The following is a 26,296-nucleotide window of genomic DNA, read 5'->3' as shown; positions in this document are numbered from 1 at the left end:
GCTACAAAAATATAACTTTTTTAATTTAGTTTGGCCTTATTGTCGCGATACGGTTGCACACTTTATAAAATAGTTTGTAATTTAGCCTGCAAATTGAATTTTAAATAAATGAGAATATTAGTCATTCAGCAAAAAAGAATTGGAGACGTGCTAACCAGTACCATAATCTGTAACAACCTTAAAACAAAGTTTCCGGAAGCTGCAATTGATTATATGTGCTATCCCAATTCTGTTGATGTACTGAAAGAAAATCCAAATATTGACACTATTATTCCGTTAACAAATAAGGTAAGAAAATCTATTCCTTCCTTATTTAAATTTATTTTCCAGATTCGTAGAAAAAAATACGATGCTGTCATTGATGTGTACTCTAAATTAGAGACCAACCTGATTACCTTATTTTCAGGGGCAAAATATAAAGTTTCGTATCGTAAATGGTATACCAAAATATTCTATAATTATACGTACGAACGTTTTGATGCCGTAGAATCCGAACACGGACTGGCCATTGAAAACAGGTTATTACTTCTGAAACCTTTTATTTCTGAAAAAATTACAGATGTCAAACCGAAAATTTTCTTAAAAGATTCTGAAATTGAAGAAGCCAAAAACCTCCTGAAAAAGTACAACATCCAGACGGAAGAGACTCCGCTGATTATGTTTGGGATTTTAGGAAGCGAAGTGTACAAAACCTATCCTCTGGAAGGAATGGCAAAAATTATTGATTTTACGGTGGCCAAAACCAATGCTAAAATTATCTTTAATTATATCCCGGACCAAAAAGAATTGGCTTTGGAAGTTTATAATAATTGCAGCGAAGCAACCAAAAAACACATTATTTTTGATTTATACTGTACCGAATTACGACCGTTTCTGGCGTTACTTTCACAATGTGATATGCTGATCGGAAATGAAGGCGGTGCCGTAAATATGGCGAAAGCCCTTGACATTCCTACCTTCTCTATTTTTACGCCTTCCGTACGAAAGGAAACCTGGCAATTGTTTGAAAATGAAGCCAAACACTCTTCTATTCACCTGAAGGATTTAAAACCGGAAATATACGAGCAGCACACCGAACAATATATTAAAGAGCATACTTTTGAGTATTATGCCGAATATCCTTTAGAGCTCATGCTTGAAAAACTGGAGACTTATTTTCAGGAATATAAAAATGAAGAACAGTAAAAATCATTAGATGAATACTACTTCTGAAAAGCAAAAGTTATCCGTTTTGATTATTACTCTTAACGAAGAATTGCATATAAAATCCCTACTGGAGGATATCGATTTTGCTGACGAAATTATTGTAGTAGATTCTTACAGTACCGATCAGACCGTGCCTGTAATTGAATCTTTTAAAAACGTCCGTTTAATTCAGCATCAATTCATTAATTATACTTCACAACGTAATTTTGCATTAGATCAGGCCAGTAATGAATGGATATTGTTTATTGATGCCGATGAGCGTTTAACAGCTGACCTTAAAACTGAAATTATCGCTACCATCAATAATGGCAGTCCGGACAGTGCTTATCTAATCTATCGTACTTTTATGTTCAAAAACAAGAAGTTGCGCTTTAGCGGCTGGCAAACAGATAAAATCTTCAGGCTTTTTAATAAAACCAAATGCCGGTATACCGAAGACCGAATGGTTCATGAGAAGCTGATTGTAGAGGGACCTATTTCTGTTTTAAAAAACAAACTGATTCATTTTTCATATTCGAATTACGGGGATTACAAAAACAAAATGTATCTGTACGGTATTTTAAAGGCTAATGAAAAACTAAAAAAAGGACAGCAATCATCGCGTTTACTAATGATTTTCCATCCTGTTTATACTTTTTTGTATCAGTTTTTAATTCGTCTTGGATTTCTGGACGGCTTAAAAGGAGTTACGATATGTTACCTGAATGCTTATAGTATTTTTATACGTTACAAAGAATTGCAGAAACTCACTACTTCTTCCAGAATTTAAGTTTCTTTTTGAGACGTTTTTTTCTGTAGAATTGTTCCTGAAAGTCAGCGGTATACTTCCATAAAGTATCGAATGTCTTTTGCTCCGGTTCTCCGTACAATCTGGCGTATTCGTTACTCATTACAGCCACCATTTCTTTTACGGGAGTCAGTCGGCACAGATTTTTCATTCGCATTTCAAAGCTCATGGTGTCATGAAACTCCATTCTGTTCAGATCCACCAGAAAAAAGTCATAGGTATCTTCCCCAATTTTTTTAATTAAGGTATTTCCGGGGGAATGATCGAGGAACTCAATTCCTTTTTCATGAAGGTCAAAACTAAATCGGGTAAATTGCCTTAATATATTTTCATGGTCCGGATAATCCGGAATTTCGACCAGTTCTCTGTACGTCAGTTCCGTTACCAGATGTTCACTCACATAATAACTGTCCCTCAGCCCAAGCCAGTTGAAATTTTCAAGAAATGCGATGGGTTGCGGCGTTCCGATCCCTTTTTCGAGCAAAATCGTAGCATATTCAAAAGAGCGCCTTGCCTTTGATTTTCTAAAATACTTATACGCTATTTTATTGATTACATTTGGAATTTTAAACGACTTTATATTGATCGTTTTATGATTGAATTCAAATAGTTTTATAATGTTACGTTGTCCATTACCAAAGATCGTTCCTGAGGTATTAAATGCTTTAATAATAGCAAGTATCGATGTAGTTTCGTCAGCAAAAATCGGATTTATTTTAAAATTCATTGGGTCTGGTTATAAACGAACAAAAGTACGTATACAATTTAATTCTTCAAATTAATATTGTATTTTCGTAAAAAAAAATAATGCCACATCACAAGAGTGTTTTTTTAGAAACTCATAATATCAATAACAGAGCGGGCGGTTTAGGTACTTTTAACTACGAGTTAATCAAGGGATTGTCAGCATTGAATTTTGAAAATATGAAGTTAACACTCAATGCGAAAGATGTAAAACTTCTTGAAAGTGAATTTGGTGAGAAATTTGATTACCACAAATATACAAGTTTATCCAGATTAGGCTTCTTCAGAACACGAACTAAATATGATTTATGGCATTCTGTAAATCAAAATACAAAAGTGGAACCTTTTCATTGCAACAAATATTTACTTACTGTTCATGATATCCATTTTATAGAAGAAGGATCTTCCGATTACAATCAGGAGTTAAGTAAACTTTTTGAAGCTAAATTAAAAAAAGCGACTGCGATTACGTACATTTCTGAATTTGCGAAGAAACAAACCCATGCTTTTTTTGATGTGCCCAATGTTTCCGAGTATGTTATTTATAATGGTAATCCGATTTCGGCACTTTTAAATACCGATTCTTATGTACCGAATGTTCCTGTAGACAAACCTTTTTTCTATACTATTGGGGATTTTATAGAGCGAAAAAATTACGAATCCATCATTAACATGATGAAATTTATTAAAGATTTTAATTTAATCATATCGGGAAACAACAATAAAAAATACGGTGAGGAAATTAAAAAACTGATTGTGGATCAAGGCTTATCCAATCAGGTTTTTTTAACAGGAAAAGTATCTGATGAGGGCAAGCAATTTTACATGAAAAACTGTACCGCTTTTCTTTTTCCATCCATACGCGAAGGTTTTGGCCTTCCTCCTATTGAAGCCATGAGTTTTGGAAAGCCTACATTTTTATCAGACCGGACTTCTCTTCCTGAAATTGGCGGAAGCGAATCTAATTACTGGATCAATTTTGATCCGGAATACATGAAAACAGTTTTATTTACGGGTTTAGAGGAACATGAACACAATAAACCGGAAAAAGAAACGCTCCTCAAAAAAAGAGCTGCAAGTTTTAAATGGGAAACAGCTGCCAGCGAATATTTTAATATTTATAAAAAAATATTATACTAAGAATACCACAATACTGGTGTGATTTTTGTGTTTCGAAAACAGAAACAAAATAAAAGTCCAAACAAAATCACAATCCACCTTTTATTGTTAAATTTTTCTTAATTTCGCGTCATCGTTCCAACAACTATACATTATGCACATAACCTTAATAAGCCTTGATAATTGGGGATTCAATAATCATATCGCTACTGCCTTAGAAAAACAGGGCCATAATGTACACCACATTAATTTTAATAAATACGAGTACAAATATTCCAGTATACTATACAGAGCATATAATTTTTTCCTGAAAACGTTCCTTAAGAAAAACCTTAAGACTATGTATTTCGGTAAAAAAATAATTGAAAACCTAAAAGAGATTGATAAAATCCAGGATTTAATTGTAGTGATCAAAGGTGATTTTATTGATCCGAAAAGTGTAGCAGAATTAAAAAAATACGGAAAAAAAACAATTGCTTATTTTAACGACAACACGCATCGATGTCCAAAAATAATTCGTGTCATTCCGCATTTTGATGAAGTTTATTCTTTTGAAAAAGAAGACTGCAAAAAATACAATTTAAAATTCGGCACCAACTGGATTTACAACTCCGTTTGTGTTACAAACGAAAAGCCATTTGAATACCAGGTTTTTAATATTATATCACAGGATAAAAGGCTTTCCATTCTTTCTAAAATTGCCAGTGATTTAAAAGCAAAAAATATTAGTCACAAATTTTTTGTGTATAACAAAAAGTTTCAGAGAAGGACGTCAACGATTGAATTTATTACCAATCATATTCCCTTATCAGAAATAAATGAATATATAAGCCGCTCTCAGGTTTTACTTGATATCAACCGGAAAAAACAAATCGGATTAACATTCCGTGTATTTGAAAGTATCGGACTTCAGAAAAAGTTAATTACTACCAACTCGGATATTGTAAATTATGATTTTTACAACCCGAATAACATTTTGGTAATTGATGAAAAAAATCCGGATATTCCGGTTTCGTTTTTCGAAAAAGAATATCAAAAAATACCTGAAGAAATTTTTAATAAATACACTTTAGAAGGCTGGATTAAAAATGTAGTTTATAATAATATCTCCAAATAACGATGTCACAAAATATATATATCATCTGTCCTCCCAAAAAAGCTACCGGAGGGCCGGAAGCATTGCACCAGTTGGGTTATATTCTGAATACACTGGGATATAATGCAAAAATGTTATACACCAAATACAAAAAGGACCCTGTTCACCCTTTTTACAAAAATTACAATGTTCCTTACGTAAGAAGAATAAAAGACAGCGCAGACAATGTGATCATTATACCGGAATCAATGACCAACCTGATTGCTAAATATCCTTTGTCGGAGAAGAAAGTATGGTGGCTAAGCCTTGATTTTTATGAGGTGCTGATGAACAGCAGAGAAAAGAAAAAAAACTGGATCAGAAAGATTTTTGTGCCTTATAAACATACCGAATATCGCTTTGAGCCTAATAAAACGGTAACACACTGGTACCAGTCCCAAAGAACAAAAGAGTTTTTGCTGACCAAAAAACTGGACAATGAAATCGCTTACTTATGCGACTATGTTACGGAACTTTTCTTTGACAATCTTCCTGAAAAGTTTACAAAAGAAAATATCATTACTTACAATCCTAAAAAAGGACTGGATAAGATCGAGAAATACATGGAACTTCTTCCGCAATACCAGTGGACACCATTGTCAGGTATGACGAGAGAGCAAATGAGAGATACGCTGCGAAAAACCAAACTTCATATTGACTTTGGTTATTTTCCCGGCCGCGATAAAATTCCGAGGGAAGGACTAGTCTCCGGTGTTTGTTTGTTAACAGGCCGTGACGGAACCTCAGCCTTTAAAGAAGATCTGGGAATACCCGAAAAATACAAATTACATAGCGATGACAGGCAGCCTGAAAAAGTAGTTGAATTAATTAATCATACCATGAATAATTATGAAGAGGTTTTTCAGGAATTTTCAGTTTTCAGAACGTTTGTGATGAATGAAAAAAGCAGGATGATCGAAGACGTAAAAAAACTTTTTAATAAAAACTAACTTGAATACTATGTTTGTAAGTGTTGTAATGATTACCTATAATCACTCGGCGTATATTAAGCAGGCCATAGAAAGTATCTTGTCTCAGCATACTGATTTTGAATTTGAACTTGTGATCTCTAATGATAAATCAACAGATGATACAGATGCCATCATTAAAGAAACAATTGCCAGCAATCCTAACGGCCATAAGGTAAAGTATTATAATAACGAGACTAACCTCGGAATGATGCCTAATTCTGTTGCTGCCCTAGAGAAAGCTTCAGGAAAATATATCGCTTTATGCGAAGGAGACGATTACTGGTGCGACGATCAAAAACTAAGAATACAGGTTGAATTTTTAGAAGCCAATCCTGATTTTAGTATTTGCTTTCATAACGTGTATTTGCTGACCGATACGGAAATGAAAGAAGACAATCCGAGAAAGCGAATTCCCGAGGTTTCCACGATTAAGGAGCTTGCCAAAAACAATTATATTCACACCCCAAGTGTTGTGTACCGCAACAATCTTTTTGGCGAATTGCCACAGTATTTCAGTGAAGCCCCTATCGGCGATTATTTTCTGCACATGCTGAATGCCCAGCATGGAAAAATAAAGTACATCGATAAACCGATGTCTGTTTATCGTATTCACAACACCTCCTACTGGTCTTCAAAAAAGGATGCCGAGCAAAGAGTGATTATGATTAATTTCCTGACGAAACTGAAAACCTATTTTGATACTGACGTTCAGAAAATACTAAACAGGCAGATTTTAAAGATTCGTTCAAAAGATGCTTCATTTTTTGAAAAACTAAATTATAAGATAAAGGCTCTGTTGCAATAACAGACCCTTTATATTATAGTCGTACTTTTACATTTCACATTTACAAAAAAACTTAAAAGTCCAGTTTTTTAGCAGGAACTCCAAAAACAGTAATGCCTTCTTTTACATTTTTAATGACCAGGCTTGATGCTCCGACTGTAGCGCCTTTTCGAACAATTACGTGCGGTAAAACAGTAGCTCTGGTATTTAGGAGTACTTCCTCTTCCAATACTACGAAACCTCCTGTAAAGCTATAAGCGCTTAAATGCGACCATTTATCGATCCTTGTATCGTGTCCCAAACCTACATACCCCTGTATAGTCACAAAATCGCCAATGGTGCAATCGTTACTGATATTCGAATTCATAAAAACAATCAGGCCGACACCCACGACAGCATTGGTGTTGAGAGTTGTTGAGGGATGAATTAAATTGATAAACTGGGCTCCTTTATTCAGGATTAGTTCTGTATAATGTTTCTTCCATTTGATACTGCCTAAGGCGCAAACAAAAACGTCATTTTCTACAATTTCATAATCTTCCACTGATCCAATAATTTCAGGATAATTTTCGAAACCTGCCAAAGCATCTGCTTTATCATCCAAAAAACCCTTAACCACGTATTCTATATTGAATCCGGCACATTGAATGGCCAGATCATATACCTCACGTCCGAAACCTCTTGCTCCTATTATGATTAAATTCTTCATTATTCCACTATTAAATTACAGGCCGCCCAGGAATATCCGACACCAAATCCTGCCAGTATTACATTTTTGCAGTTATTTACTTTTCCTTGTTTCTGCGCTTCATATAAGGCTATCGGAATGGTGGAGGAAACCGTATTTCCGCATTCTTCCATAGCGATAAAGAATTTCTCTTCGGGGATTTTTATTTTTTTCCTTAAATGGTTCAGCATGTATTTATTCGCCTGGTGAAAAACAAATAAGTCAATATCTTCTTTGGCTAAATTTGACTTTTCTAAAATGGCTTCTGTCAGCTGTGGAACAAATTCTCCGGTGAAATTGAAGATTTCGGTTCCGTTCATAAACAGGTTTTTATCATTTCGGACATTTCCAAATTCATCCACTATATCTTCATTTTTATCGGAAACCGGAAAACGCATTCCGCCCTGTTTTACAATCAGGTTTTCAGCCCCTTTCCCGTCTGTTCCGAAAACAAAATTACCCAGCGTACAAAATCCTTTTTCACTGCTAATCAAAGTTGCAGCGGCGGCGTCGCCAAAAATAGTTTTATTGCTTTTGTCTTTGGGATGAATAAATTTTGAGTACGTTTCTGAAGTGATCAGCAATACATTTTTTGCCATTTCTCCGGCGATCAGTCCTTTGGCCAGACTTAAACCATAGACAAAACCGGAGCATCCTAAATTAAAATCCAGCGCACCAATGGTGGTTTCAAGGCCTAATTTTTCCTGAATGATACAAGCCGTAGTGGGCAAAAAATAATCAGGGCTCTGCGTGCAAAACAATAAAAAATCAATTTCTGATTTGTCGATGTTATGTTCAGCGAATAATTTTTCGGCCGCCTTAACTGCCATGTCGGATGAAAACTCATCTTTGGCACTGATATGCCGGGCATTGATTCCGGTTTTTGCACTGATCTTTTCAATACCCCATTCCGGAAATTCCTGATTTATCAGATCATTTGTCAGCACTGATTCAGGTAAATAATACGAAATGGCTTTTATATTGGCTTTCATTGTAAATTTATATCGTTGAAGTTCTTCCTCCGTCTAAAACTATATTTTGTCCCGTGATCCAGCTGCTGGCTTCCGATAGTAAAAACACAATCGGATTGGCCACCTGAACCGGGTCACCATATCCTAAAGGGTATTTTTTTTCATCCTGCTGAATGACTTCCAAAGATAAATCTTCAATAGATCTTGCTGTTATTTCTGTTTTTACCATTCCCGGCGAAACACAATTGACACGTGTTTTACTGTTGGCAAACTCGCTTGCCCAAACTTTTGAAATCGCAATTAAGGCCCCTTTTCCGGCGGCATAAATTCCGTTTCCTTTCATTCCGAACAAACCTGCAATCGACGAAACCAAAACAATGGAACTTCCCTTGTTTATTTTTTTCTTTTTGAAAATCAGGTTTACCAGATATACAACGGAGTCAAAATTTATCGATCTCATCTCGTTCATTAATTCTTCTGTGTAGAACTTCACCGGTGCTAAGGATACAATTCCAGCCGAATGCACAATTCCGTCAATATTTTCAATCGTTTCTACAATAGCCTTAATGTCTTCCATTTTAGATAAGTCGGCAGCGATAAAACTATTTTCAGTTCCACATTCTTCAATTAATTTTTCGAGAAAATCACGGCGTCTGGCGATCGCTATAAAGGTTCCTCCCTGTCTTGTAATGGCCAGACAGGTTTCGTAACCAATGCCCGAAGAAGCTCCCGTTACTAGTATTTTTTTTCCTGATAAATCAAATGGATTCATTATATATCGTTTAATTCTTTTTTATTAAAATAGTCGTAGAATTTTAAAATCCTGAACTCTTCATCACCGAATATCGGCGAACTGTCTTTAAAATGCTCCAGATTGGTCTGAATATTTTCGACTATCTTTTTGTCTTCATTCAAAACCAAATCCAGTGATTCGTTGGAACTGTTGTTAATGAAGTCAATAATATTCTGTTGCGATTCGCTTAGTTCTTTTTCGAATTTAGGAGCGAAATAACGAACTCTTAAATTGGTTTTTGAAGGTGATTCCGGAAACATAAATCCGAAATAAAATCCTTTTCCTTCTACCGAACTTATAAAGGCATTGGGATAACTGTAAAAATGCAGATAGCCCTGCGTTTTGAAAGTTCTGTCGGCTAATGATTTTTCGATGATTTTATTTGGCTTTACATCATCTCCTTTTGGAAATTCACACCAGCTGTGCGCTTCGAAAAAATCAAACTTTTCCGGAGCTACTGATCCAAATCCCATTTTTGCAAATGAATTTTCATGAACCGAAGTACAATGGTAACATTCCAGAACATTTTCTACCAAAAGTTTCCAGTTGACTTTATGTTCAATCGTATAATCAATGGTTTTGGCACCAAAATGCCGACTGATTTCTGCTAACGAAGCAAATACGTTTCCTAAATAATCGTTTAAACTTCTGTCGAGCTGATCGTTTAATTTTATGAAAACAAAATCGCCGCAATAATCAATTTCATATTCTTTTAGCCTTAATGCGCTGATGTTATCTTTTTCGAATGAATTTCGGCACATCAATCCGATTACATTTCCTTTTTTGCCATAAGTCCAGTTATGGTATAAACAGGAAGAAACCCTGTTTCCGTAAGGTTCCTCATGAATGGTATTGAACCGGTGCAGACAAACATTCTGAAAAGATTTCAGGGTACCGTTATAGTTTTGGATAAATATCTTATTTCCAAAATACTCTAAAGTAACAAAATCATTGTTGTTTGCCAGTTCATTCTTATGCGCAACTAATATCCAGGACTCCTTAAAAAACAAAGATTTTTCTTTTAGAAAAACGGTTTCATCTATGTAATTTAAATTTTTTATCATAGTTCAATTAAATCTGAAATTACAGCATTGTTCAGTGTTATTTTTGCTGTTCCCCAGGATAAACCTACTCCGAATCCGCAAAGGATTAAATCCTGATCTGCGTTATTCAGCTTGTCTTGTAAAGCTGTTACGATGGTCAACGGAATGGTTGTAGAAGACGTGTTTCCGAATTCTTTTAGTGAATATGGCACTTTTTCGACCGGTAATTTTAATTTTTTAACGATCATTTTATTCATCATTAAATTGGCCTGATGAAAAACAAAATGATCAATTGCTTCCTTATCGATCTCAAACTTTTCAATCAGTTTGTTGACCGTTTTCGGGGCTTGTGATATTCCGAAGCTAAAAACGTCCATTCCGTCCAGGATCAGCTGGCAGGCGTTTCTTTCGATTCCGGGTGAAATTGTATGATAGGTTAGTGAATCCGAATTAATTCTGTTTCTGGATCCGCCGTCGTTTACAATTATGGTTTTGTAGCCCGAACCATCAGTTCCTAAGTCAAAAAGTAAATCTGATGCATTTTCATCAAATTCAAATGCTGTGGCACTTCCTCCGTCTCCAAAAAGCGGAACAGTGCTTTTATCTGATTTAGAAAGCAGTTTACTGCTCGTATCTCCGGCCAGAAGCAAGCCTTTTTTTAAACCGGTTGCTTTCATCATACCCGCTATGATTGACATTCCGTACACATATCCGGAACATCCCAGAGGAACATCAAAAGCGATACAGTTGGTCGACAATCCCAATCTGTCCTGAAGTATGGCCGCAGAAACGGGTAAAATATAATCGGCCGTCTGCGAAACAAAAACCAGGATTTCTATTTCGTCTTTTTGCCAGTTCAGGTCTTTGATTAATTTTTCAGCAGCTTCAGCGCACAAATCAGAAGTACAGATTTCTTTGGTTGCAATACGTCTTTCTTCCACTCCGGTTGCATCAATAAATCTCTGAATTTCTTCCTCTGTCAATATATCTAAATCAATATTGCGCTCCAGATTTTTTGGAACGCAACACGATATACCTTTTATTGCAATATTATTTACTGAAAAAGTAGCCATTTCAATTACCCTTTATTTTTTATTATTTCGAAGATGTCGTTTAATGAATTGGAAGATTTAATATCATCTCCGGTCAGTTTTACTGAATATTCTTCATCAGCCATAGCGATCAGTGACAAAGCGGTCAGCGAATCCCATTCTTCCAGATCTCTGAAAACAGTTTCTTGTTTAATTAATGTTGCATCCGTATCATCTAAAAGATCTGCAAAATTTTGCAAAAAAGTGTTGATTTCCATAGTAGTCCTAAATTTATTTTGTTTTTATTCTATTTCCGATTTTTATAAAAACCCAAAAGGGAAGTTATTTATTTATCCCGCGAAAACCATTCCTAAAAACTTGTTTTTCAAAGCGTCAGGCCTGCCAGATAATGCTTCTGTTTTTTATAATTCCCGCTTATGCTGATAAATCAGCATTCTTTTGTTATTTTTACCCCGCAAATATAACAATAGTTTACCCTTAAAGGTTAATTAAACTTACTAAATACATAATTAAATGATTCCAGTAACCAAAACTTTTCTACCTCCGCAGGAAGAATACAATTCTTATGTAAAACGGGCGTGGGATAAAGTTTGGCTCACAAATCGCGGTGAACTGACAATAGAATTGGAAGATAAACTTAAAAATTATCTGAATGTTCCTCATATTACTATTACTAATAACGGTACGATACCTTTACAAATTGCCTTAAAGCTTTTTGGAAAAGGAGGAGAAATCATCACAACTCCGTTTTCGTATGTGGCTACTTCGGCTGCCATTGTATGGGAAAATTGCACTCCCGTTTTTGTTGATATAAATCCGGAATACCTAACGATAGACGAAACCAAAATCGAAGCGGCCATTACTTCCAAAACAACGGCAATTCTGGCGACTCACGTTTTTGGAAATCCATGTGCTATCGAAGCGATCGCCGCTATCGCCGAAAAACACAATCTGAAAGTGATTTATGATGCCGCACATTGTTTTGGGGTAACTTATAATAACGAATCGATATTTCAATTTGGGGATGTAAGCACCTGCAGTTTTCACGCTACCAAATTGTTTCATACCGGAGAAGGCGGTGCTATGTTCTGCAAAGATGAAGAAACACAACATACTTTATTTTACAGTCATAATTTCGGACATAACGGCCCTCTGGCATTTCACGGACTTGGCATCAATGCTAAAATCTCAGAACTGCAGTCAGCTATGGGACTGGCGCTTTTTCCTTATATGGAACATATTATTGCCGAAAGAAAAAAGGTAACTGATTTTTACAATGCCAATCTGAATTTCAAAAACCTTAAAAACATAAAAATCAGGGAAAATACCGAATGGAATTATAGCTATTACCCGGTAATTTTTGAATCTGAAGCGATTTTACTGGAAGTTCAGGAAGCACTGGCAAAGGAAAACATACAGCCAAGACGTTATTTTTATCCTTCTTTAAACACGATACCTTACACCAATGGTGCTGAAATGCCCGTATCGGAATCTATCGCTTCAAGAGTAATGTGCCTGCCCTTATATGTTGGCCTTCCTACCCTTGATTTAGAAAAAATTACTGCCATTATCAATACAATAACCTCTTAAAAAGTAAAAAAACATTAGGTTGTTTTAAAATAAAATTCTTCTATTATGAGTCAGGATATCAATCAGGAAATCATCAACGCTTACGAAGTGATTAAAGAAGGCGGAATCATTCTTTACCCTACAGATACCGTTTGGGGAATTGGCTGTGATGCTACAAACCCGGAAGCAGTTGCCAAAATATACAAACTCAAACAACGTGCGGAAACGCAAAGCATGATTGTATTGATGAACGGTGAAAAAATGATGTACAACGTCTTTAAAAATATTCCTGAAGTCGCCTGGCAGTTGTTGGATTTATCCGAAAAACCTACTACATTAATTTTAGACGAACCCAGAAATGTGGCACCAAATATCATTGCAGCCGATAATTCGCTTGGCATACGTTTGGTAAAAGAACCTTTTTGCTTCAAATTACTGGAACGAATGAAAAAACCGCTGGTTTCTACTTCAGCCAATATTTCCGGCCAGCCCACTCCAATTGCTTTCAAGGATATCAATCCCGAAATTGTAAAAGGTGTGGATTATGTTGTAAAATTAAACCAGGATAAAGTTGCCGGAAAACCATCGACCATCATCAAATTAACGAATGATTCGCAGGTGAAGGTGATTCGGAAGTAAGTTAGTTTTTTTTGTTTCAGGTTTCAGGTTTCAGGTTTCAAGTTTCAGGTTTCAGGTTTCAAGTTAACCCATTGGGATTTGGAATTTTCATAATTGGAATTTGTTTCAAGTTTCAAGTTTCAGGTTTAATCCTTTGGAATTTGGAATTTCCATAAATTGGAATTTTAACTTCAGCACCTTTGCCACTCTGAACCTTTGAACCTTAAAAATTAAACCATTTTCAAACTTTCCACAAGCCAGTCAATGTCTTCTTTGGTGTTGTAATGACTGAATGAAATTCGAAGATTCGGTAATTTTAAATCTTCCTCAGAAAGCATTTCTTTTAGAACATGCGAAGGTTTTATGCTTCCGGACTGACAGGCGCTTCCTCTGGAGACCGCGATTCCTTTCATATCCAGGCTAAACAAAAGCATTGAAGTTTTATCCGAAGAAAAAGGAAGAATGATATTGATGATATTATAAAAGTCCTCTTTTTTACCATTGATTCTAAAACCCGGAAGATGAATTCCAAGCTGATCAATAAGATAGGTTTTCAAATCCGAAATGTAGTTTCTTTCCTCATCCAGATTTTCGTAGGAAAGCGACAGCGCTTTTGCCATTCCGGCAATCTGATGTACGGCTTCCGTCCCTGCACGAAGTCCTTTTTCCTGTTCTCCACCAAATAGCAAAGGCTGTAAACCTGTATTTTTTCTAATAAAAGCAAAACCCACACCTTTTGGCCCATGAAACTTATGTGCACTGGCCACAATAAAGTCAACGGAGGTCTTTTGCAGGTCAATTTCTGTTTTCCCTACAGACTGTACCGTATCAGAGTGAAACAAGGCGTTATATTGCCTGCAAATAACGGCTACCCGGTCCAGATCGAGAATCGTACCGGTTTCGTTATTGACATGCATCAAACTCACAATTGTTTTTTTCTCCTGGGCCAGCAAATTCGAGAGATGCGTCAGATCAATGGATCCGTCAGGGTGTATATTCACATAATCTACCTGAATATTATAATCGGACTGTAAAGCCAGGACACTATACAAAACAGCATGATGTTCTGTTTTAGCCGTAATAATGCGTTCTGTTTTCAGGTCTTCTACTGCTGAACGAAGAATCCAGTTATCAGCTTCTGTTCCACCGGAAGTAAAAATAATTTCCTGCGCTGTGCAGTTTAATTGTTTCGCAATACTTTTTCTGGAAAGTTCCAGAATAGTCTTCCCGTTTCGGCCAAAACTATGGGTAGAAGAAGGATTACCAAAATCCTCAGTCATCACTTTCGTAATTTCCTGAATCACTTCAGGACGCATTGCAGTAGTAGAGGCGTTATCGAGATATACTTTTTTCATTACGGCAAAGTTATGAAATATCAATTGTGAATTCTTAAATATCAATTGCCAAATTTTTCACTATTTTTGACCCAAATAAAATCATGATGAGAAAATATGCATACCTCCTGTTATTAGCCCTTTTATTAAACGGATGTGATGATGGTGATATAACTGTTGAGACCGTAGACTTTAAAGATGTTACTGCTGACGCCTGTAACCTTACAACGAATGAGCTAATTTACAAACTAAAAAGCCAGGAATCACTGCTATTGCAGCTGGCACCGGGTACGCTGCTTAACGAACCAACACCTGTCGGTGATCCCAGAGAATTCAGCATTAATAATGATGGTAATTTCAGACTTGTTTACAGAAGTTATGACGGAGTTGTGGCCAAAACTAATATTTGCAGCCTGATTCCGCCAACAACACCAAATATCATTAACGAATGGTATGCCAAGTCGGGAATCATTGAAATTACCACTACCGCACAAAAGACAACAAACGAAACTACTGGTGCTATCACTATTACGGGATATACTCATAATATCATCATTAAAAACCTTACGTATTCGATAGCCAGTTTAGATGTTACGCAGCCTCAAGTCATTTTCGGTGATTTTAAAACGACTATAGCGGAAACTGACAAACTGAACCTGACTTTCACTAAACAAGTTAAACAATGTGCAAGTGCCGGACAAGTTTATACCTACAACGACAATTCAGCCATGACCATTGACAATATTGATCCTACGCTAATTCAGAATGTTGTAACCCCGGTAAATGCTCCGCGAACAGGATTAATTGGTCCGGATGTCAACAAACTTCTATTTAAGGTTTACACAGGCAGCGCCCTTAACGATAGTTATTTCTGTACCGCAACACCACCAACGACAGCAGTATTAAAAGAGACCTGGGCGGGAGTTGCAGGTGTAGCCAATACCAGCGGAATTATTGAGGTAACCACAACAACCGATGTAGCCAATACATTTAAACACACGATAAGACTTAGAAATACGACGCTGCAAAAAACAACGAATACTGTTAATTTAGGTACCAGTTATGTATTGGGTGACATCTATACCACAACGAATTAACCCGGTTTAATTTCCCTTTTTCAGAAATTTTACCAAGTGTTTTATTCCTACAAAAAAACATCCGTTTTCATTCTAATTTTAAAGTAAGATTAGTGTTGAAAACGGATGTTTTTTTTATGTTTCAATTGAAGCTGTTTCGGACAGCAAAAATGGTTTATTTATTATTTTGCCTGAAATAAACTTCTGTTGCTCCCAGTCCATATTTTTGATAATTGGCATCCTGAAAATCAATTCCGTCATAACGCCCCAGTAAAAAGTCAAGTTCTGCTTTCAGAATTCCTTCGCCAACACCGTGAATAAAAACAATCTTCGGGATACGGTTTCTGATCGCAAATTCAATATGCCTTTTTGCCGTTTCGGTCTGCAGCGTTAAGATGTCATAATTGGACATTCCGCGTTTGTTGGGAATCAGTTTTTCGATATGCAAATCAAACTCAGGTGCTGCAATTTCACGTTTATCTTTCTTTTCTTTTACGAAACTCCTTGGTTTAGGCTCTGTTTTCTCCTTCGAAATTTCATCTATATCAATTCTTTTAATAGAATTCATTAAATTACTGGAATCCTGAATCTTAATCAATTCATTGACAAAAAATGTCATCGTAAATCCGTCTTCCGTTTCAATTAAAACTTCGTTATTTTTAACGGAAACCACTACTCCGTTTATGGCTTCATCCAAAACCGAAACCTTATCCCCTTTAGTTAACATCCTCTTCCTCTTTTTCCTGATTCTTACTCGGTGTTTTTGCACTCAACTGCATCATTCCATACATGAAAACTGCCATTGCAATGACCATAATATAGATATTTTTTTCTGCTGATACCTGCTCATAAAGTGCCACAGCAATGGCAAGTATCATTATTAAAATTTTAAAAGCTTTCATATTTTTAAGTCTAAAGATCCAAAAGTAAGAAACTTTAAAATAGTACTTCTTAACTTCCTGAAATGTTGTTTCTTTTTTTCGTAAATTGTAAAAATTATAACCCGTGAATCTGGAGAAATTTATGCTGCCCTGTTTATTCAAAACACTGTTTGGAATCGAGTGTTTGGGATGTGGTTTCCAGCGCGCTTTATTCTTACTTTTTCAGGGTGAGTTTTCAGCTGCTTTTCAAATGTATCCGGCGCTCTATTCTACACTTATTTTTCTGGGTTTTGTCGGTTTATATTTTTTAGATAAATCTAAAAATTACAGCAGATTACTTTGGATTTCCGGAATCATAAATGCCGTTTTTATGGTGGGCGGCTATTGGTACAAACACTTTTAAACTTCGACTGATTCTGTTTTTTTTTTGCCACGGATTGCACAGATTTGCGCTGATTTTTTTTGTAAATCTTTGACTTTTTTTCACGCAGATTTTGCAGATAGTGCAGATTTTTCTCTGATACGTATGAGCTGTTTTGCTAAAATCATTTTTTGATTTGATTCAGAATGTCGTTCATCATTTCGATCTGGACTTTCTGAATTTCGATTAGTTCCTGTTGCTGGTGCATAATCAGGTGATCTATTTTATCGTGAATCATCCTGATTTCCAATTCCGATTTCAGGTTAATCATATAATCTTTCTTAGCACGTGTACGGTCTTTTTCTTCCTGGCGGTTCTGACTCATCATAATGACCGGAGCCTGCAATGCAGCGATACAGGATAAAATCAAATTCAGCAGAATAAAAGGATACGGATCAAAACCTTTATTGACCAAAATCAGGACATTCGCACTACTCCAGATCACGATAAAAAGTAAAAATGAAATTATAAAAGTCCAGCTTCCGCCAAAATCAGCCACCTTATCGGCTATCTTTTGTCCAAAACTTCTGGTTTCTTCTTCATCTTCCAGAATGCTGACGATTGATTTATCTTCCTTTAGTGATTCAACGACGTTTTTTTCAAGTTCAGAAAGTGCCCCGATTTCCGTAGACAAATAGTTTGAGATGTATTTCTGGCGATACGCATTTAATTCTTTAACAGCAATATAATCAGTATCGCAAAAAGAAGGATGATCTTCTACAATAAGTCCTAAGATAGGATCGTGAATAGATTTTCCTGAAATTTTTTCTTTTGCAGGAAAAGACAGGTTAGAAATAGCACTTTTAAAAGTCGGATTATTTTTCATTATGAATGTATTTTCCCTGCTAATTTAAGCATTTAACTTCTTATGAATCATATAAATTCTTTCTGTTTCCAATTCTTTTATTTATCACAAATACAATTCACAAAACGAAATTTCTTTAAGTTAATCGTGCTTTTATTTACAAAAAACACCTTACTTTTAACGCTTCAAAACATTCATTCAATTCTACAATTGTGTCAAAAGATCTTATCATACAAAATATAAAAGCTTTAAAAAGCCATTCAAACATCAACTACGGAATCAAAACGAAGACTGAAGATTTTACCGAAAAGCTTTTTTATACCCTTTTTGATTCGAATGCCGCTTTAGATGCAAGTATCGATGAACTCGAAATACGATTTAAGGAAATTGCCGTTCTGGCCTGCAAAAAGCCTGAAAATTTATGCGAATCGATCTGGGACCGCTTCCTTGAAAAATTGCCCGGTGTTCTGGAAAAACTGAATCAGGATGCCGAATATATCCTGGAAAATGATCCTGCCTCCAACAGTATCAGTGAAGTGTATTTAGGGTATCCAGGGTTTTATGCAATAGCGATTTACAGGCTGAGTCACGAATTATACCTGCTCGATTTATTGCTTTTTTCAAGGCTAATGAGCGAATATGCCCATCGGATTACCGGAACCGATATCCACGCAGGCGCCCGGATAGCTTCACCATTTTTTATTGATCACGCCACAGGAATTGTAATTGGTGAAACGGCTGTAATCGAAAAACATGTAAAAATTTACCAGGGGGTTACTTTAGGTGCTTTGAGCGTGAGTAAGGAAATGAAAAATGAAAAACGACATCCTACCGTTGAGCAAAATGTCTGCATTTATGCGAATGCTACAATTTTGGGTGGAGAAACCGTTATTGGCAAAAACAGTATTGTTGGCGGAAATGCCTGGATCACCAAATCGATTCCGGAAGATTCTATTGTACTCAATACCACTACTACAGAAGTTAAAATAAAAGAGAAAAAATAACATGGGTCCACAGAAACTGTTAAACCTAATTGGAAATACACCCCTGATGGAAACAGTCCATTTGGTGAAAAATAAAAACGTAAAACTTTTACTGAAACTGGAAGGAAACAATCCCGGAGGAAGCGTAAAAGACAGGGCAGCCTACAATATGATCGCTTCGGCACTGGAAAGAGGCGACATTAAAAAAGGAGATAAACTTATTGAAGCCACCAGTGGTAATACCGGAATTGCCCTTGCCATGATTGCAAAATTGTTCCAGATAGAAATAGAATTGATTTTACCCGAAGATTCTACGAAAGAACGAACCCAAACCATGCGTGCTTATGGCGCTACGGTTATTTTAACGCCCGCAAGTGAAGGAATCATCGGTTCGCGTGACTATGCCGACAAAAAAGTCGCTGAAGGCGGGTACCTGATGCTAAACCAGTTTGCAAACGAAGACAACTGGAAAGCACATTATAAAACCACAGGACCTGAAATCTGGAACGATACCGAAGGAACCGTAACCCATTTTGTTTCGGCCATGGGGACAACGGGAACGATTATCGGAACTTCGACGTACTTAAAAGAAAAAAATCCAACTATTCAGATTATAGGCGCACAGCCAAGCGACGGTTCCCAAATTCCCGGAATCAGAAAATGGCCAAAGGAATATCTGCCTAAAATCTTCGATGCCTCGAAAGTTGATACTGTTATTGACGTAAGCGAAGAAGAAGCCCGCGAAATGACCAAACGTTTAGCCCTTGAAGAAGGTGTTTTTGCCGGAATGAGCAGCGGAGGTTCTGTTGCCGTAGCTTTAAAAATCGCAGAACAGCTGGAATCCGGAGTGATTGTAGCCATTATCTGCGATCGCGGCGACCGTTATCTTTCTTCTGATTTGTTTGATTGATCATAAAAGGTTCAAAGTAGCAAAGGTTCAGAGGTACAAAGTTTTTTAAAATGTACAGCCAGAACCTTTGTCGCTTTGAATCTCTAAACCTTGCTAACTAAAAAAAAAAAATGAATTACAGTAAAATTTTATTTGATTGAAAAAAGGTTTTAAGTAGCAAAGGCTCAGAGGTACAAAGTTTTCTAAAACATACAGCTAAGACCTTTGTCGCTTTGAACCTCTGAACCTTTCTAACTAAAAAAAATGAATTACAGTAAAATTTTATTTGATTAAAAAAAGGTCCAAAATGGTAAAAGCTCAGAAGTACACAGTTTTCTAAAACGTCCAGCTAGGCCTTTGCAACTTTGTACCTCTGAACCTTTGTAACTTAAAAAAAATGAACTACCGCAAACTAGGCAAAACCAACTTTAATATCTCGGAAATTTCCCGTGGCACCTGGCAGGTTGGAGGAAAATGGGGTTCCGCTTTTGACAATACAACTGCTGACGAACTTCTCAATACTGCTATTGATCATGGCGTTAATTTTATTGACACTGCCGATGTGTATGAAAATGGACTGAGTGAAACTGCCGCGGGAAGAGTCATTCGTTCGCGTTCTGAACGTATTTATGTAGCTACGAAATGCGGACGCCATATTAATCCGCATGTCAGTGAAGGGTACCAGCCTAAAGTCCTGCAGAAATTTGTGGAAGACAGTTTAAAAAGAATGGGACTTGAAACAATTGACCTGATTCAGCTGCACTGCCCTCCTACTGAAGTTTTCTACAGACCTGAAATTTTCGAAATGTTTGACCGTTTAAAGGATCAGGGGAAAATCTTAAATTTGGGAGTAAGCGTCGAAAAAGTCGAAGAAGCCCTGAAAGCAATCGAATTTTCGAATGTAACCACGGTTCAGATTATTTTCAACTTGTTTCGTCAGCGTCCTTCGCAATTATTTTTCTCTGAAGCCAGAAAGAAAGACATTGGAATAATTGCCAGAGTTCCCTTAGCAAGCGGACTTTTAACCGGTTTATTTGATTCGAAAACTACTTTCGAGCCTCAGGATCACCGCAACTTTAATCGTAACGGAGAAGCTTTCGATAAAGGCGAAACCTTTTCGGGAATTGATTACGATCTGGGACTTAAAGCGGTACAGGAATTAAAGTCCTTATTTCCGGAAGCGTCCAATCTGGCGCCTTACGCTTTACAATGGATTTTGAGTTTTGAAGACATCAGCTGTATTATTCCGGGCGCGTCAAAAACCAGTCATGTCCTGTCGAATTTATCCGTGTACGATTTACCAAAACTTACTCCTGATAAAATTGCAGCGATGAATGCTATTTATGAAAAATACATCAAATCCCCGGTTCATCATCTGTGGTAGGTTTTAAAAAGTTTCAAAGGGACAAAGGTGCAGAGGAACAAAGGTTTTCTAACCTTAAAGAAAGGTTCAAAGGAACAAAGCCTTTTATAAACTTTCCCTGCTAAAAACCTTTACCACTTTGTAAATTTACCTCTCTGAACCTTCAAAAAAAGGTGCAAAGGGACAAAGGTGCAGAGGGACAAAGGTTTTCTAACCTTAAAGATATGTTCAAAGGGAAAAAGCCTTTTATAGACTTTCCCTGCTAAAAACTTTTACCACTTTGTAACTTTACCTCTCTGAACCTTCAAAAAAAGGTGCAGAGGGACAAGGGTTTTCTAACCTTAAAGAAAGGTTCAAAGGGAAAAAGCCTTTATAAACTTTCCCTACTAAAAACCTCTCTGAAACTTCCAAAAAAAGGTTCAAAGGTTTTATGAACTTCCCTGCAAAAAACCTTTGTTCCTTTGTAACTTTGCCTCTCTGAACCTTCAAAAAAATGCTTACAAAATCAAATTTCAAAGAGTGGTTTAACCGATATAAATATGCTGAACTGGCGAGTACAACAGCAGCATTGCTGACTTCACTTTTCAGTAAAATTTACAGCGGACTTACAACAGCCTATCTGATTACTTTTGCAGAATATCTGGCTTTTTACGGGGTTATTCTGATTTCTTCTTACAGAAAGATGGCGCTGCAGCACAAAACTGAAAACAAAGCAACAGGTTTTAGGGAAATCCTATCGCTGGTCAAAAATCTGGTTTTGGAATTTGGGTATCCGGCAATTTTAGACTTTTTAGTCGTTCGTCCGTTTTGTATGTACTGGATGCCGATTTTGTGCGGGAATTATTTTTTCGGAATTATTCTGGGTAAAATCACAGCAGATTCCTGCTTCTATTTTTTCACGATTATCAATTATGAGATTATCAAGAAAAGATCCTGATTAGAGTTCAAAAACTAACTTAAACTCTGCCCCTTTATTTTTTCCTTCACTGGCAGCACTTAATTCACCTCTGTTTCTTTCTATAATTTTCTTGCACAGGTACAAACCAATTCCGGTTGAGGATTCTTTCGCGGTACCTAATCGGCTCATGGGAGTGAATTTCTTGAACAATTCGTCGATCTGATCTTTGTTGAAACCAATTCCTTTGTCGGTAACCGTGATTACTAATTTTTCCTTTTCAAAGTAAATCCGAACCTTGACTTCACTGTCAAAATAAGAGAATTTAATGGCGTTACTAATCAGGTTCACCAGAACCTGAACCAGCAAACCTTCATCGATTCTCAGCCTGGCTTCATTTAATTCTAAACTCAGAGACAGTTTTATATTTTTATCAATCAGGCGTTGTTCTACCTGCTCGTTGATAAAGGGCAGAATATTAGGGAATATGATCGTCTTTACTTCCTGGTTGATTTTTGCAATCTGATCCTGCTCATTCAGTAATTTAATAAAATTTTCAATGTAGCGAAACTGCAGATTGGTTGATTCGCAAATTAATCCTGCCAGATTTTTTACGGAATCTGACGGATTTTCACTTATAATCAGATTGGCCAGTCCCTGAGGATTTCCTGCAAAATTTTTTAAATCGTGCGACAGCATATAAATTAAATCCTGTTTTTCATTGATATAACTTTCGGCTTCATAAATAGACTCCTGGATATTGCACATTAAAAGACCTGCCTCATCGGTGTATTCGGTTGGCAGGACAGACAATCTTCTGTTATTACGGTAATCATCCAGAGATTTGGAAGCAATTGCAATTGGTTTTATCAACTGCTTTAAAACTACAAGTGTAATTAAAGTAGCCAACAATGTCATTATCAGCGAAAAAATTAAAATAGAAGACGGTGAAACAGCAGTTTCAAAATAAAGTACAAAAAATAAAATTCCGATTAAAGGGATGTGTATACCTATGAAAGCAACAAACAAAAATTTGAAGGCATAACTTTTTTTCAAAAAGCCAATTTGTGAAAGATTGTGATACAACTTCATAAAAAAATAACAAATCGATAGGTTAAAAATGCAGCATTTGGGATTTTGCTAAAACAAAGTTACTTTTTAAACTCAATTAAACTAACAATTTAAAAAAAATGGTAAAATATTTTAAAAATTAAATTTATAAAAGTTTACAAACCCTTATTTTTGCGCTATGGGAAGAAAAATTACAGACAAAGTTGTCTTTCATCAAATTCAGGTTCTTGACGCCGGAGCAAAGGGAGTATCAGTAGCAAAGGCTCCTGACGGAAAAGTTATCTTTATTCCGAATGTAATACCGGGTGATGTGGTTGATGTGCAAACTTTTAAAAAGAGAAAAGCCTATTATGAAGGCAAAGCCGTAAAATTTCACGAATTTTCAGAACACCGCATTGAACCTATCTGCGAGCATTTTGGAGTTTGTGGAGGATGTAAATGGCAAAACATGAAATACAGCCAGCAGTTGTATTACAAACAAAACGAAGTAAAAAACCATTTGCAGCGTATTGGAAAAGTTGAACTTCCTGAATTCGAAACTATTTTGGGTTCAGACAAACAGTTTTTCTACAGAAATAAAATGGAATTTTCATTTTCCAACAGCCGCTGGTTAACTGAAAAAGAAATCGACAGTACCGAAGATTTAGGAAACAGAAATGCCTTAGGTTTTCACATTCCGAAAATGTGGGATAAAATTCTTGACATCACCAAATGTCATTTGCAGGAAGATCCTTCCAACGCCATCAGAAACGAAATCAGGGATTTTGCAAACGAGCATAACTTAGCCTTTTTTAACCCGAGGGAACAGTCCGGTCTACTTCGTACTTTTATGATTCGTACGGCTTCTACAGGTGAAATAATGGTTTTGATTCAATTTTTCGAAAATGACAAAAAGAATCGTGAGCTTCTTTTGGATCATTTGTATGAAAAATTCCCTCAGATTACCTCGTTACAATATGTCGTAAATTCAAAACAAAACGATACCATTTACGATCAGAATATTAAACTATATAAAGGAAGGGATTACATCCTGGAAGAAATGGAAGGTTTGAAATTCAGTATTAATGCCAAGTCATTCTACCAGACCAACTCTGATCAGGCCTATGAATTGTATAAAATAACACGGGATTTCGCGGGACTTTCCGGGAATGAAACGGTTTATGACCTGTACACAGGAACAGGAACGATTGCACAGTTCGTTTCTAAAAAAGCAAAAAAAGTAATTGGTGTAGAAAGTGTTCCGGAAGCAATTTTAGATGCCAAAGCCAATGCAGAACGCAATAATATTACCAATTGTGAGTTTTTTGTTGGAGACATGAAAGTTGTATTCAATGAAAGCTTTATCGCTCAGCACGGCAAACCTGACGTGATTATCACAGATCCGCCAAGAGACGGTATGCACGCTGCGGTTATTGATCAGATTTTGAAAATTGCACCTGAAAAAATAGTATACGTAAGTTGTAATTCGGCTACACAGGCACGTGATCTGGCTTTGATGGATGAAAAATACAAAGTAACACGCGTTCGCCCTGTAGATATGTTTCCGCAAACGCATCATGTTGAAAATGTTGTACTTTTAGAACTTCGATAACAAAAATTATACATGAAAAAAATAATCTCGTTTTTATTAATTTTTGCTTTTGGCCTGTCCAGTTGCGAGAAAGATGATATTTGTGATCCCGACACTCCGACAACGCCAAGATTAGTAATCACTTTTTACGATATAAACAATTCGACAGTAAGGAAAAGGGTAACCAATCTTATGGTTATTGGCAAGGATCAGAAGGAAGCAATCGTATTTAATAAAACGGCCACAGATGATACAAGATTCTTAACCAGCGGAGATTCTATAGCTATTCCTCTTAGAACTGATGCAGATACCACTACGTATAAATTTACCATAAATTCGGGCAATCCAAATGCTTCGCTGATTAATTCTGATGAAATAACTTTTGTGCATTCCCGTCAGAACTCTTACGTTTCACGAGCCTGCGGCTTTAAAACCATCTTTAACCTAAGTGCTTTTCAAAGAGCAGATCCTGCCGGAGACAGCGTTTGGATGCAGGATATTTTTATCATAAACCCTAACATTGAATACGAAAATGAAACACATGTTAAAGTATTTTTTTAGTATTCCGCTATTGTTTTCAATGTTTTTGGTTCACGCTCAGGAAACTGCCAAACCAAAAGAAACTGTTCAGGAAAAACAAAAGGCAGAAATTCAAAAACCAATGGCTCAGGAAGCCGTTACAGATACGATTCTTCCCAAAACAAACCGATACGGACTTCGCGTTGGTGTTGATTTGTACAAACTGACACGCGGTTTTTACGATAAAGATTATAAAGGAGTAGAATTTGTGGGAGATTTTCGTTTAACGAAAAAGTACTATCTGGCCGCTGAACTTGGTTTTGAAGATAAAACCACAGATGACGACCGATTAAACTCAACAGCAACAGGAACGTATATTAAAGGAGGTTTTGATTACAATACCTACCAGAACTGGCTGGACATGGAAAACCTGATAACCATAGGTTTACGCGGAGGTTTCAGTACTTTTAGCCAACAATTGAACACCTACAAGATCTACAATGCAAATCCGTACTGGGGACAGCAAGCTCCGCTTGTTTCGGGAGAAAAATACAATGGCCTTACAGCGGCCTGGCTTGAAGTTGCGGTGGGTATGAAGGCAAAAGTTTTTAATAACGTATTCGTAGGTTTCGGAGTTCAGTTAAAACTTTTAGTAAGCAATAAAGAACCCGGCAATTTCGAAAACCTATACATTCCCGGTTTCAACAGAACCTACGACGGAAATTTCGGAGTAGGCTTTAATTATACCGTTTCGTACTTTATTCCGCTTTACAAGAAAAAAGTAATTGTTCCGGAACTGAAAAATGTCTCTCCAAAAAAGTAGCTTTTTTTAAGGTACTGAGATGCTAAGACGCTAAGGTTCTGAGGTTTCTTATTGAGTGAAAAACAAATTAAAAGCCACAAATTCATATCTGAATTTGTGGCTTTTAATTTTAATTATTATTTACAGCTTTTTTAAGCCTTAGACCCT

The 26,296-nt window shown here is 36.4% G+C and carries 29 protein-coding genes; 17 read left to right on the top strand and 12 right to left on the bottom strand.

Going from position 1 to position 26,296, the window contains the following annotated elements:
• Nucleotides 1–108: 108 nt before the first annotated feature.
• Together D0817_RS04310 and D0817_RS04305 are read left to right on the top strand one after the other, a co-directional pair.
• Entirely contained in the window at nucleotides 109–1,185 is a 1,077-nt protein-coding gene (locus D0817_RS04310) for a glycosyltransferase family 9 protein (protein WP_127337173.1), read from the top strand.
• 10 nt (nucleotides 1,186–1,195) lie between these two features.
• A complete protein-coding gene (locus tag D0817_RS04305; protein ID WP_127337172.1) occupies nucleotides 1,196–1,975 on the top strand; it encodes a glycosyltransferase family 2 protein in 780 nt (259 codons plus the stop codon).
• On the opposite strand, the gene D0817_RS04300 is transcribed toward D0817_RS04305, so the two are convergent.
• A complete protein-coding gene (locus D0817_RS04300; RefSeq protein ID WP_127337171.1) occupies nucleotides 1,956–2,720 on the bottom strand; it encodes a lipopolysaccharide kinase InaA family protein in 765 nt (254 codons plus the stop codon). The two genes, D0817_RS04305 and D0817_RS04300, sit on opposite strands and share 20 nt — an antisense overlap.
• 80 nt (nucleotides 2,721–2,800) lie before the next feature.
• Here D0817_RS04300 and D0817_RS04295 point away from each other — a divergent pair, with 80 nt between their 5' ends.
• The 4 genes from D0817_RS04295 (at nucleotide 2,801) to D0817_RS04280 (ending at nucleotide 6,767) form a co-directional block, all read left to right on the top strand.
• Nucleotides 2,801–3,877, top strand: coding sequence for a glycosyltransferase family 4 protein (locus D0817_RS04295; RefSeq protein ID WP_127337170.1), 1,077 nt, complete (start codon nucleotides 2,801–2,803; stop codon nucleotides 3,875–3,877).
• A 133-nt stretch (nucleotides 3,878–4,010) separates the two neighbouring features.
• Nucleotides 4,011–4,973, top strand: coding sequence for a WaaS/CpsH family glycosyltransferase (locus tag D0817_RS04290; protein WP_127337169.1), 963 nt, complete (start codon nucleotides 4,011–4,013; stop codon nucleotides 4,971–4,973).
• Between the two features lie 2 nt (nucleotides 4,974–4,975).
• Nucleotides 4,976–5,941 (top strand): hypothetical protein, encoded by a 966-nt coding sequence (locus D0817_RS04285; RefSeq protein ID WP_127337168.1) that lies wholly within the window; start codon nucleotides 4,976–4,978, stop codon nucleotides 5,939–5,941.
• 10 nt (nucleotides 5,942–5,951) lie between these two features.
• On the top strand, nucleotides 5,952–6,767 hold the full coding sequence (locus D0817_RS04280; protein WP_127337167.1) for a glycosyltransferase: 816 nt from the start codon (nucleotides 5,952–5,954) through the stop codon (nucleotides 6,765–6,767).
• A gap of 52 nt (nucleotides 6,768–6,819) precedes the next feature.
• On the opposite strand, the gene D0817_RS04275 is transcribed toward D0817_RS04280, so the two are convergent.
• Genes D0817_RS04275 through D0817_RS04250 form a run of 6 tightly spaced genes read right to left on the bottom strand, consistent with a single transcriptional unit; the run spans nucleotide 6,820 to nucleotide 11,589 of the window.
• Nucleotides 6,820–7,455, bottom strand: coding sequence for a PglD-related sugar-binding protein (locus D0817_RS04275; protein WP_127337166.1), 636 nt, complete (start codon nucleotides 7,453–7,455; stop codon nucleotides 6,820–6,822).
• Complete coding sequence (locus D0817_RS04270) at nucleotides 7,455–8,465, bottom strand: ketoacyl-ACP synthase III (RefSeq protein WP_127337165.1); 1,011 nt, start codon at nucleotides 8,463–8,465, stop codon at nucleotides 7,455–7,457. Before D0817_RS04270 ends, D0817_RS04275 begins: the two co-directional genes overlap by 1 nt.
• 7 nt (nucleotides 8,466–8,472) lie before the next feature.
• A complete protein-coding gene (locus tag D0817_RS04265) occupies nucleotides 8,473–9,216 on the bottom strand; it encodes an SDR family NAD(P)-dependent oxidoreductase (protein WP_127337164.1) in 744 nt (247 codons plus the stop codon).
• Nucleotides 9,216–10,301, bottom strand: a complete 1,086-nt coding sequence (locus D0817_RS04260) for an aromatic ring-hydroxylating oxygenase subunit alpha (RefSeq protein WP_127337163.1) — start codon at nucleotides 10,299–10,301, stop codon at nucleotides 9,216–9,218. The genes D0817_RS04265 and D0817_RS04260 overlap by 1 nt, the downstream gene beginning before the upstream one ends.
• Nucleotides 10,298–11,353: a 3-oxoacyl-ACP synthase III family protein gene (locus D0817_RS04255; RefSeq protein ID WP_127337162.1), complete on the bottom strand. Its 1,056-nt coding sequence runs from the start codon at nucleotides 11,351–11,353 to the stop codon at nucleotides 10,298–10,300. Before D0817_RS04255 ends, D0817_RS04260 begins: the two co-directional genes overlap by 4 nt.
• 5 nt (nucleotides 11,354–11,358) lie before the next feature.
• Nucleotides 11,359–11,589 (bottom strand): phosphopantetheine-binding protein, encoded by a 231-nt coding sequence (locus tag D0817_RS04250; RefSeq protein ID WP_127337161.1) that lies wholly within the window; start codon nucleotides 11,587–11,589, stop codon nucleotides 11,359–11,361.
• Between the two features lie 256 nt (nucleotides 11,590–11,845).
• Between D0817_RS04250 and D0817_RS04245 the strand changes: the two genes are divergently transcribed.
• Nucleotides 11,846–12,922 carry a DegT/DnrJ/EryC1/StrS family aminotransferase gene (locus D0817_RS04245; RefSeq protein ID WP_127337160.1) on the top strand — a complete coding sequence of 359 codons (1,077 nt, stop codon included), beginning with the start codon at nucleotides 11,846–11,848 and terminating at the stop codon, nucleotides 12,920–12,922.
• A gap of 45 nt (nucleotides 12,923–12,967) precedes the next feature.
• On the top strand, nucleotides 12,968–13,540 hold the full coding sequence (locus D0817_RS04240; protein ID WP_127337159.1) for an L-threonylcarbamoyladenylate synthase: 573 nt from the start codon (nucleotides 12,968–12,970) through the stop codon (nucleotides 13,538–13,540).
• Nucleotides 13,541–13,749: 209 nt separating this feature from the next.
• Here the strand turns inward: D0817_RS04240 and D0817_RS04235 are convergent, their stop codons facing one another.
• Complete coding sequence (locus tag D0817_RS04235) at nucleotides 13,750–14,874, bottom strand: cysteine desulfurase family protein (RefSeq protein WP_127337158.1); 1,125 nt, start codon at nucleotides 14,872–14,874, stop codon at nucleotides 13,750–13,752.
• An 83-nt stretch (nucleotides 14,875–14,957) separates the two neighbouring features.
• Between D0817_RS04235 and D0817_RS04230 the strand changes: the two genes are divergently transcribed.
• A complete protein-coding gene (locus D0817_RS04230) occupies nucleotides 14,958–15,950 on the top strand; it encodes a hypothetical protein (protein WP_127337157.1) in 993 nt (330 codons plus the stop codon).
• A 154-nt stretch (nucleotides 15,951–16,104) separates the two neighbouring features.
• On the opposite strand, the gene D0817_RS04225 is transcribed toward D0817_RS04230, so the two are convergent.
• Both D0817_RS04225 and D0817_RS04220 read right to left on the bottom strand, forming a co-directional pair.
• Complete coding sequence (locus D0817_RS04225; RefSeq protein ID WP_127337156.1) at nucleotides 16,105–16,656, bottom strand: DUF8465 domain-containing protein; 552 nt, start codon at nucleotides 16,654–16,656, stop codon at nucleotides 16,105–16,107.
• The gene (locus D0817_RS04220) at nucleotides 16,646–16,831 is read right to left on the bottom strand and encodes a hypothetical protein (protein ID WP_127337155.1); all 186 of its coding nucleotides are present in this window, start codon (nucleotides 16,829–16,831) and stop codon (nucleotides 16,646–16,648) included. Before D0817_RS04220 ends, D0817_RS04225 begins: the two co-directional genes overlap by 11 nt.
• A 103-nt stretch (nucleotides 16,832–16,934) precedes the next feature.
• Between D0817_RS04220 and D0817_RS04215 the strand changes: the two genes are divergently transcribed.
• Complete coding sequence (locus D0817_RS04215; RefSeq protein WP_127337154.1) at nucleotides 16,935–17,213, top strand: DUF2752 domain-containing protein; 279 nt, start codon at nucleotides 16,935–16,937, stop codon at nucleotides 17,211–17,213.
• Between the two features lie 142 nt (nucleotides 17,214–17,355).
• Here D0817_RS04215 and D0817_RS04210 read toward each other — a convergent pair whose 3' ends face one another.
• A complete protein-coding gene (locus D0817_RS04210) occupies nucleotides 17,356–18,057 on the bottom strand; it encodes a DUF1003 domain-containing protein (protein WP_127337153.1) in 702 nt (233 codons plus the stop codon).
• Between the two features lie 191 nt (nucleotides 18,058–18,248).
• On the opposite strand from D0817_RS04210, the gene epsC reads away from it, so the two are divergent.
• From epsC to D0817_RS04190, 4 genes are all read left to right on the top strand, one after another.
• Nucleotides 18,249–19,040 (top strand): serine O-acetyltransferase EpsC, encoded by a 792-nt coding sequence (gene epsC, locus D0817_RS04205; protein ID WP_127337152.1) that lies wholly within the window; start codon nucleotides 18,249–18,251, stop codon nucleotides 19,038–19,040.
• Between the two features lies 1 nt (nucleotide 19,041).
• The gene (cysM, locus tag D0817_RS04200; protein ID WP_127337151.1) at nucleotides 19,042–19,929 is read left to right on the top strand and encodes a cysteine synthase CysM; all 888 of its coding nucleotides are present in this window, start codon (nucleotides 19,042–19,044) and stop codon (nucleotides 19,927–19,929) included.
• Nucleotides 19,930–20,305: 376 nt separating this feature from the next.
• Nucleotides 20,306–21,292, top strand: coding sequence for an aldo/keto reductase (locus D0817_RS04195; protein WP_127337150.1), 987 nt, complete (start codon nucleotides 20,306–20,308; stop codon nucleotides 21,290–21,292).
• A 472-nt stretch (nucleotides 21,293–21,764) separates the two neighbouring features.
• Entirely contained in the window at nucleotides 21,765–22,208 is a 444-nt protein-coding gene (locus D0817_RS04190; RefSeq protein WP_127337149.1) for a hypothetical protein, read from the top strand.
• Here D0817_RS04190 and D0817_RS04185 read toward each other — a convergent pair whose 3' ends face one another.
• Nucleotides 22,209–23,039, bottom strand: a complete 831-nt coding sequence (locus D0817_RS04185) for a sensor histidine kinase (protein ID WP_238160813.1) — start codon at nucleotides 23,037–23,039, stop codon at nucleotides 22,209–22,211.
• Between the two features lie 376 nt (nucleotides 23,040–23,415).
• Here D0817_RS04185 and rlmD point away from each other — a divergent pair, with 376 nt between their 5' ends.
• From rlmD to D0817_RS04170, 3 genes are read left to right on the top strand one after another with little or no spacing between them, the layout of a single operon-like run.
• Complete coding sequence (gene rlmD / locus D0817_RS04180) at nucleotides 23,416–24,828, top strand: 23S rRNA (uracil(1939)-C(5))-methyltransferase RlmD (protein ID WP_127337147.1); 1,413 nt, start codon at nucleotides 23,416–23,418, stop codon at nucleotides 24,826–24,828.
• 12 nt (nucleotides 24,829–24,840) lie between these two features.
• Nucleotides 24,841–25,368, top strand: a complete 528-nt coding sequence (locus D0817_RS04175) for a DUF6452 family protein (RefSeq protein WP_127337146.1) — start codon at nucleotides 24,841–24,843, stop codon at nucleotides 25,366–25,368.
• Nucleotides 25,340–26,149, top strand: coding sequence for a DUF6048 family protein (locus D0817_RS04170; protein WP_127337145.1), 810 nt, complete (start codon nucleotides 25,340–25,342; stop codon nucleotides 26,147–26,149). The genes D0817_RS04175 and D0817_RS04170 overlap by 29 nt, the downstream gene beginning before the upstream one ends.
• Nucleotides 26,150–26,296 lie beyond the last annotated feature (147 nt).

This window comes from Flavobacterium cupreum, assembly GCF_003996965.1.
Taxonomy (GTDB): Bacteria; Bacteroidota; Bacteroidia; order Flavobacteriales; family Flavobacteriaceae; genus Flavobacterium; species Flavobacterium cupreum.
The sequence above is the reverse complement of the archived record's forward strand: the minus strand, read 5'-3'. Positions and strand labels throughout refer to the sequence as shown.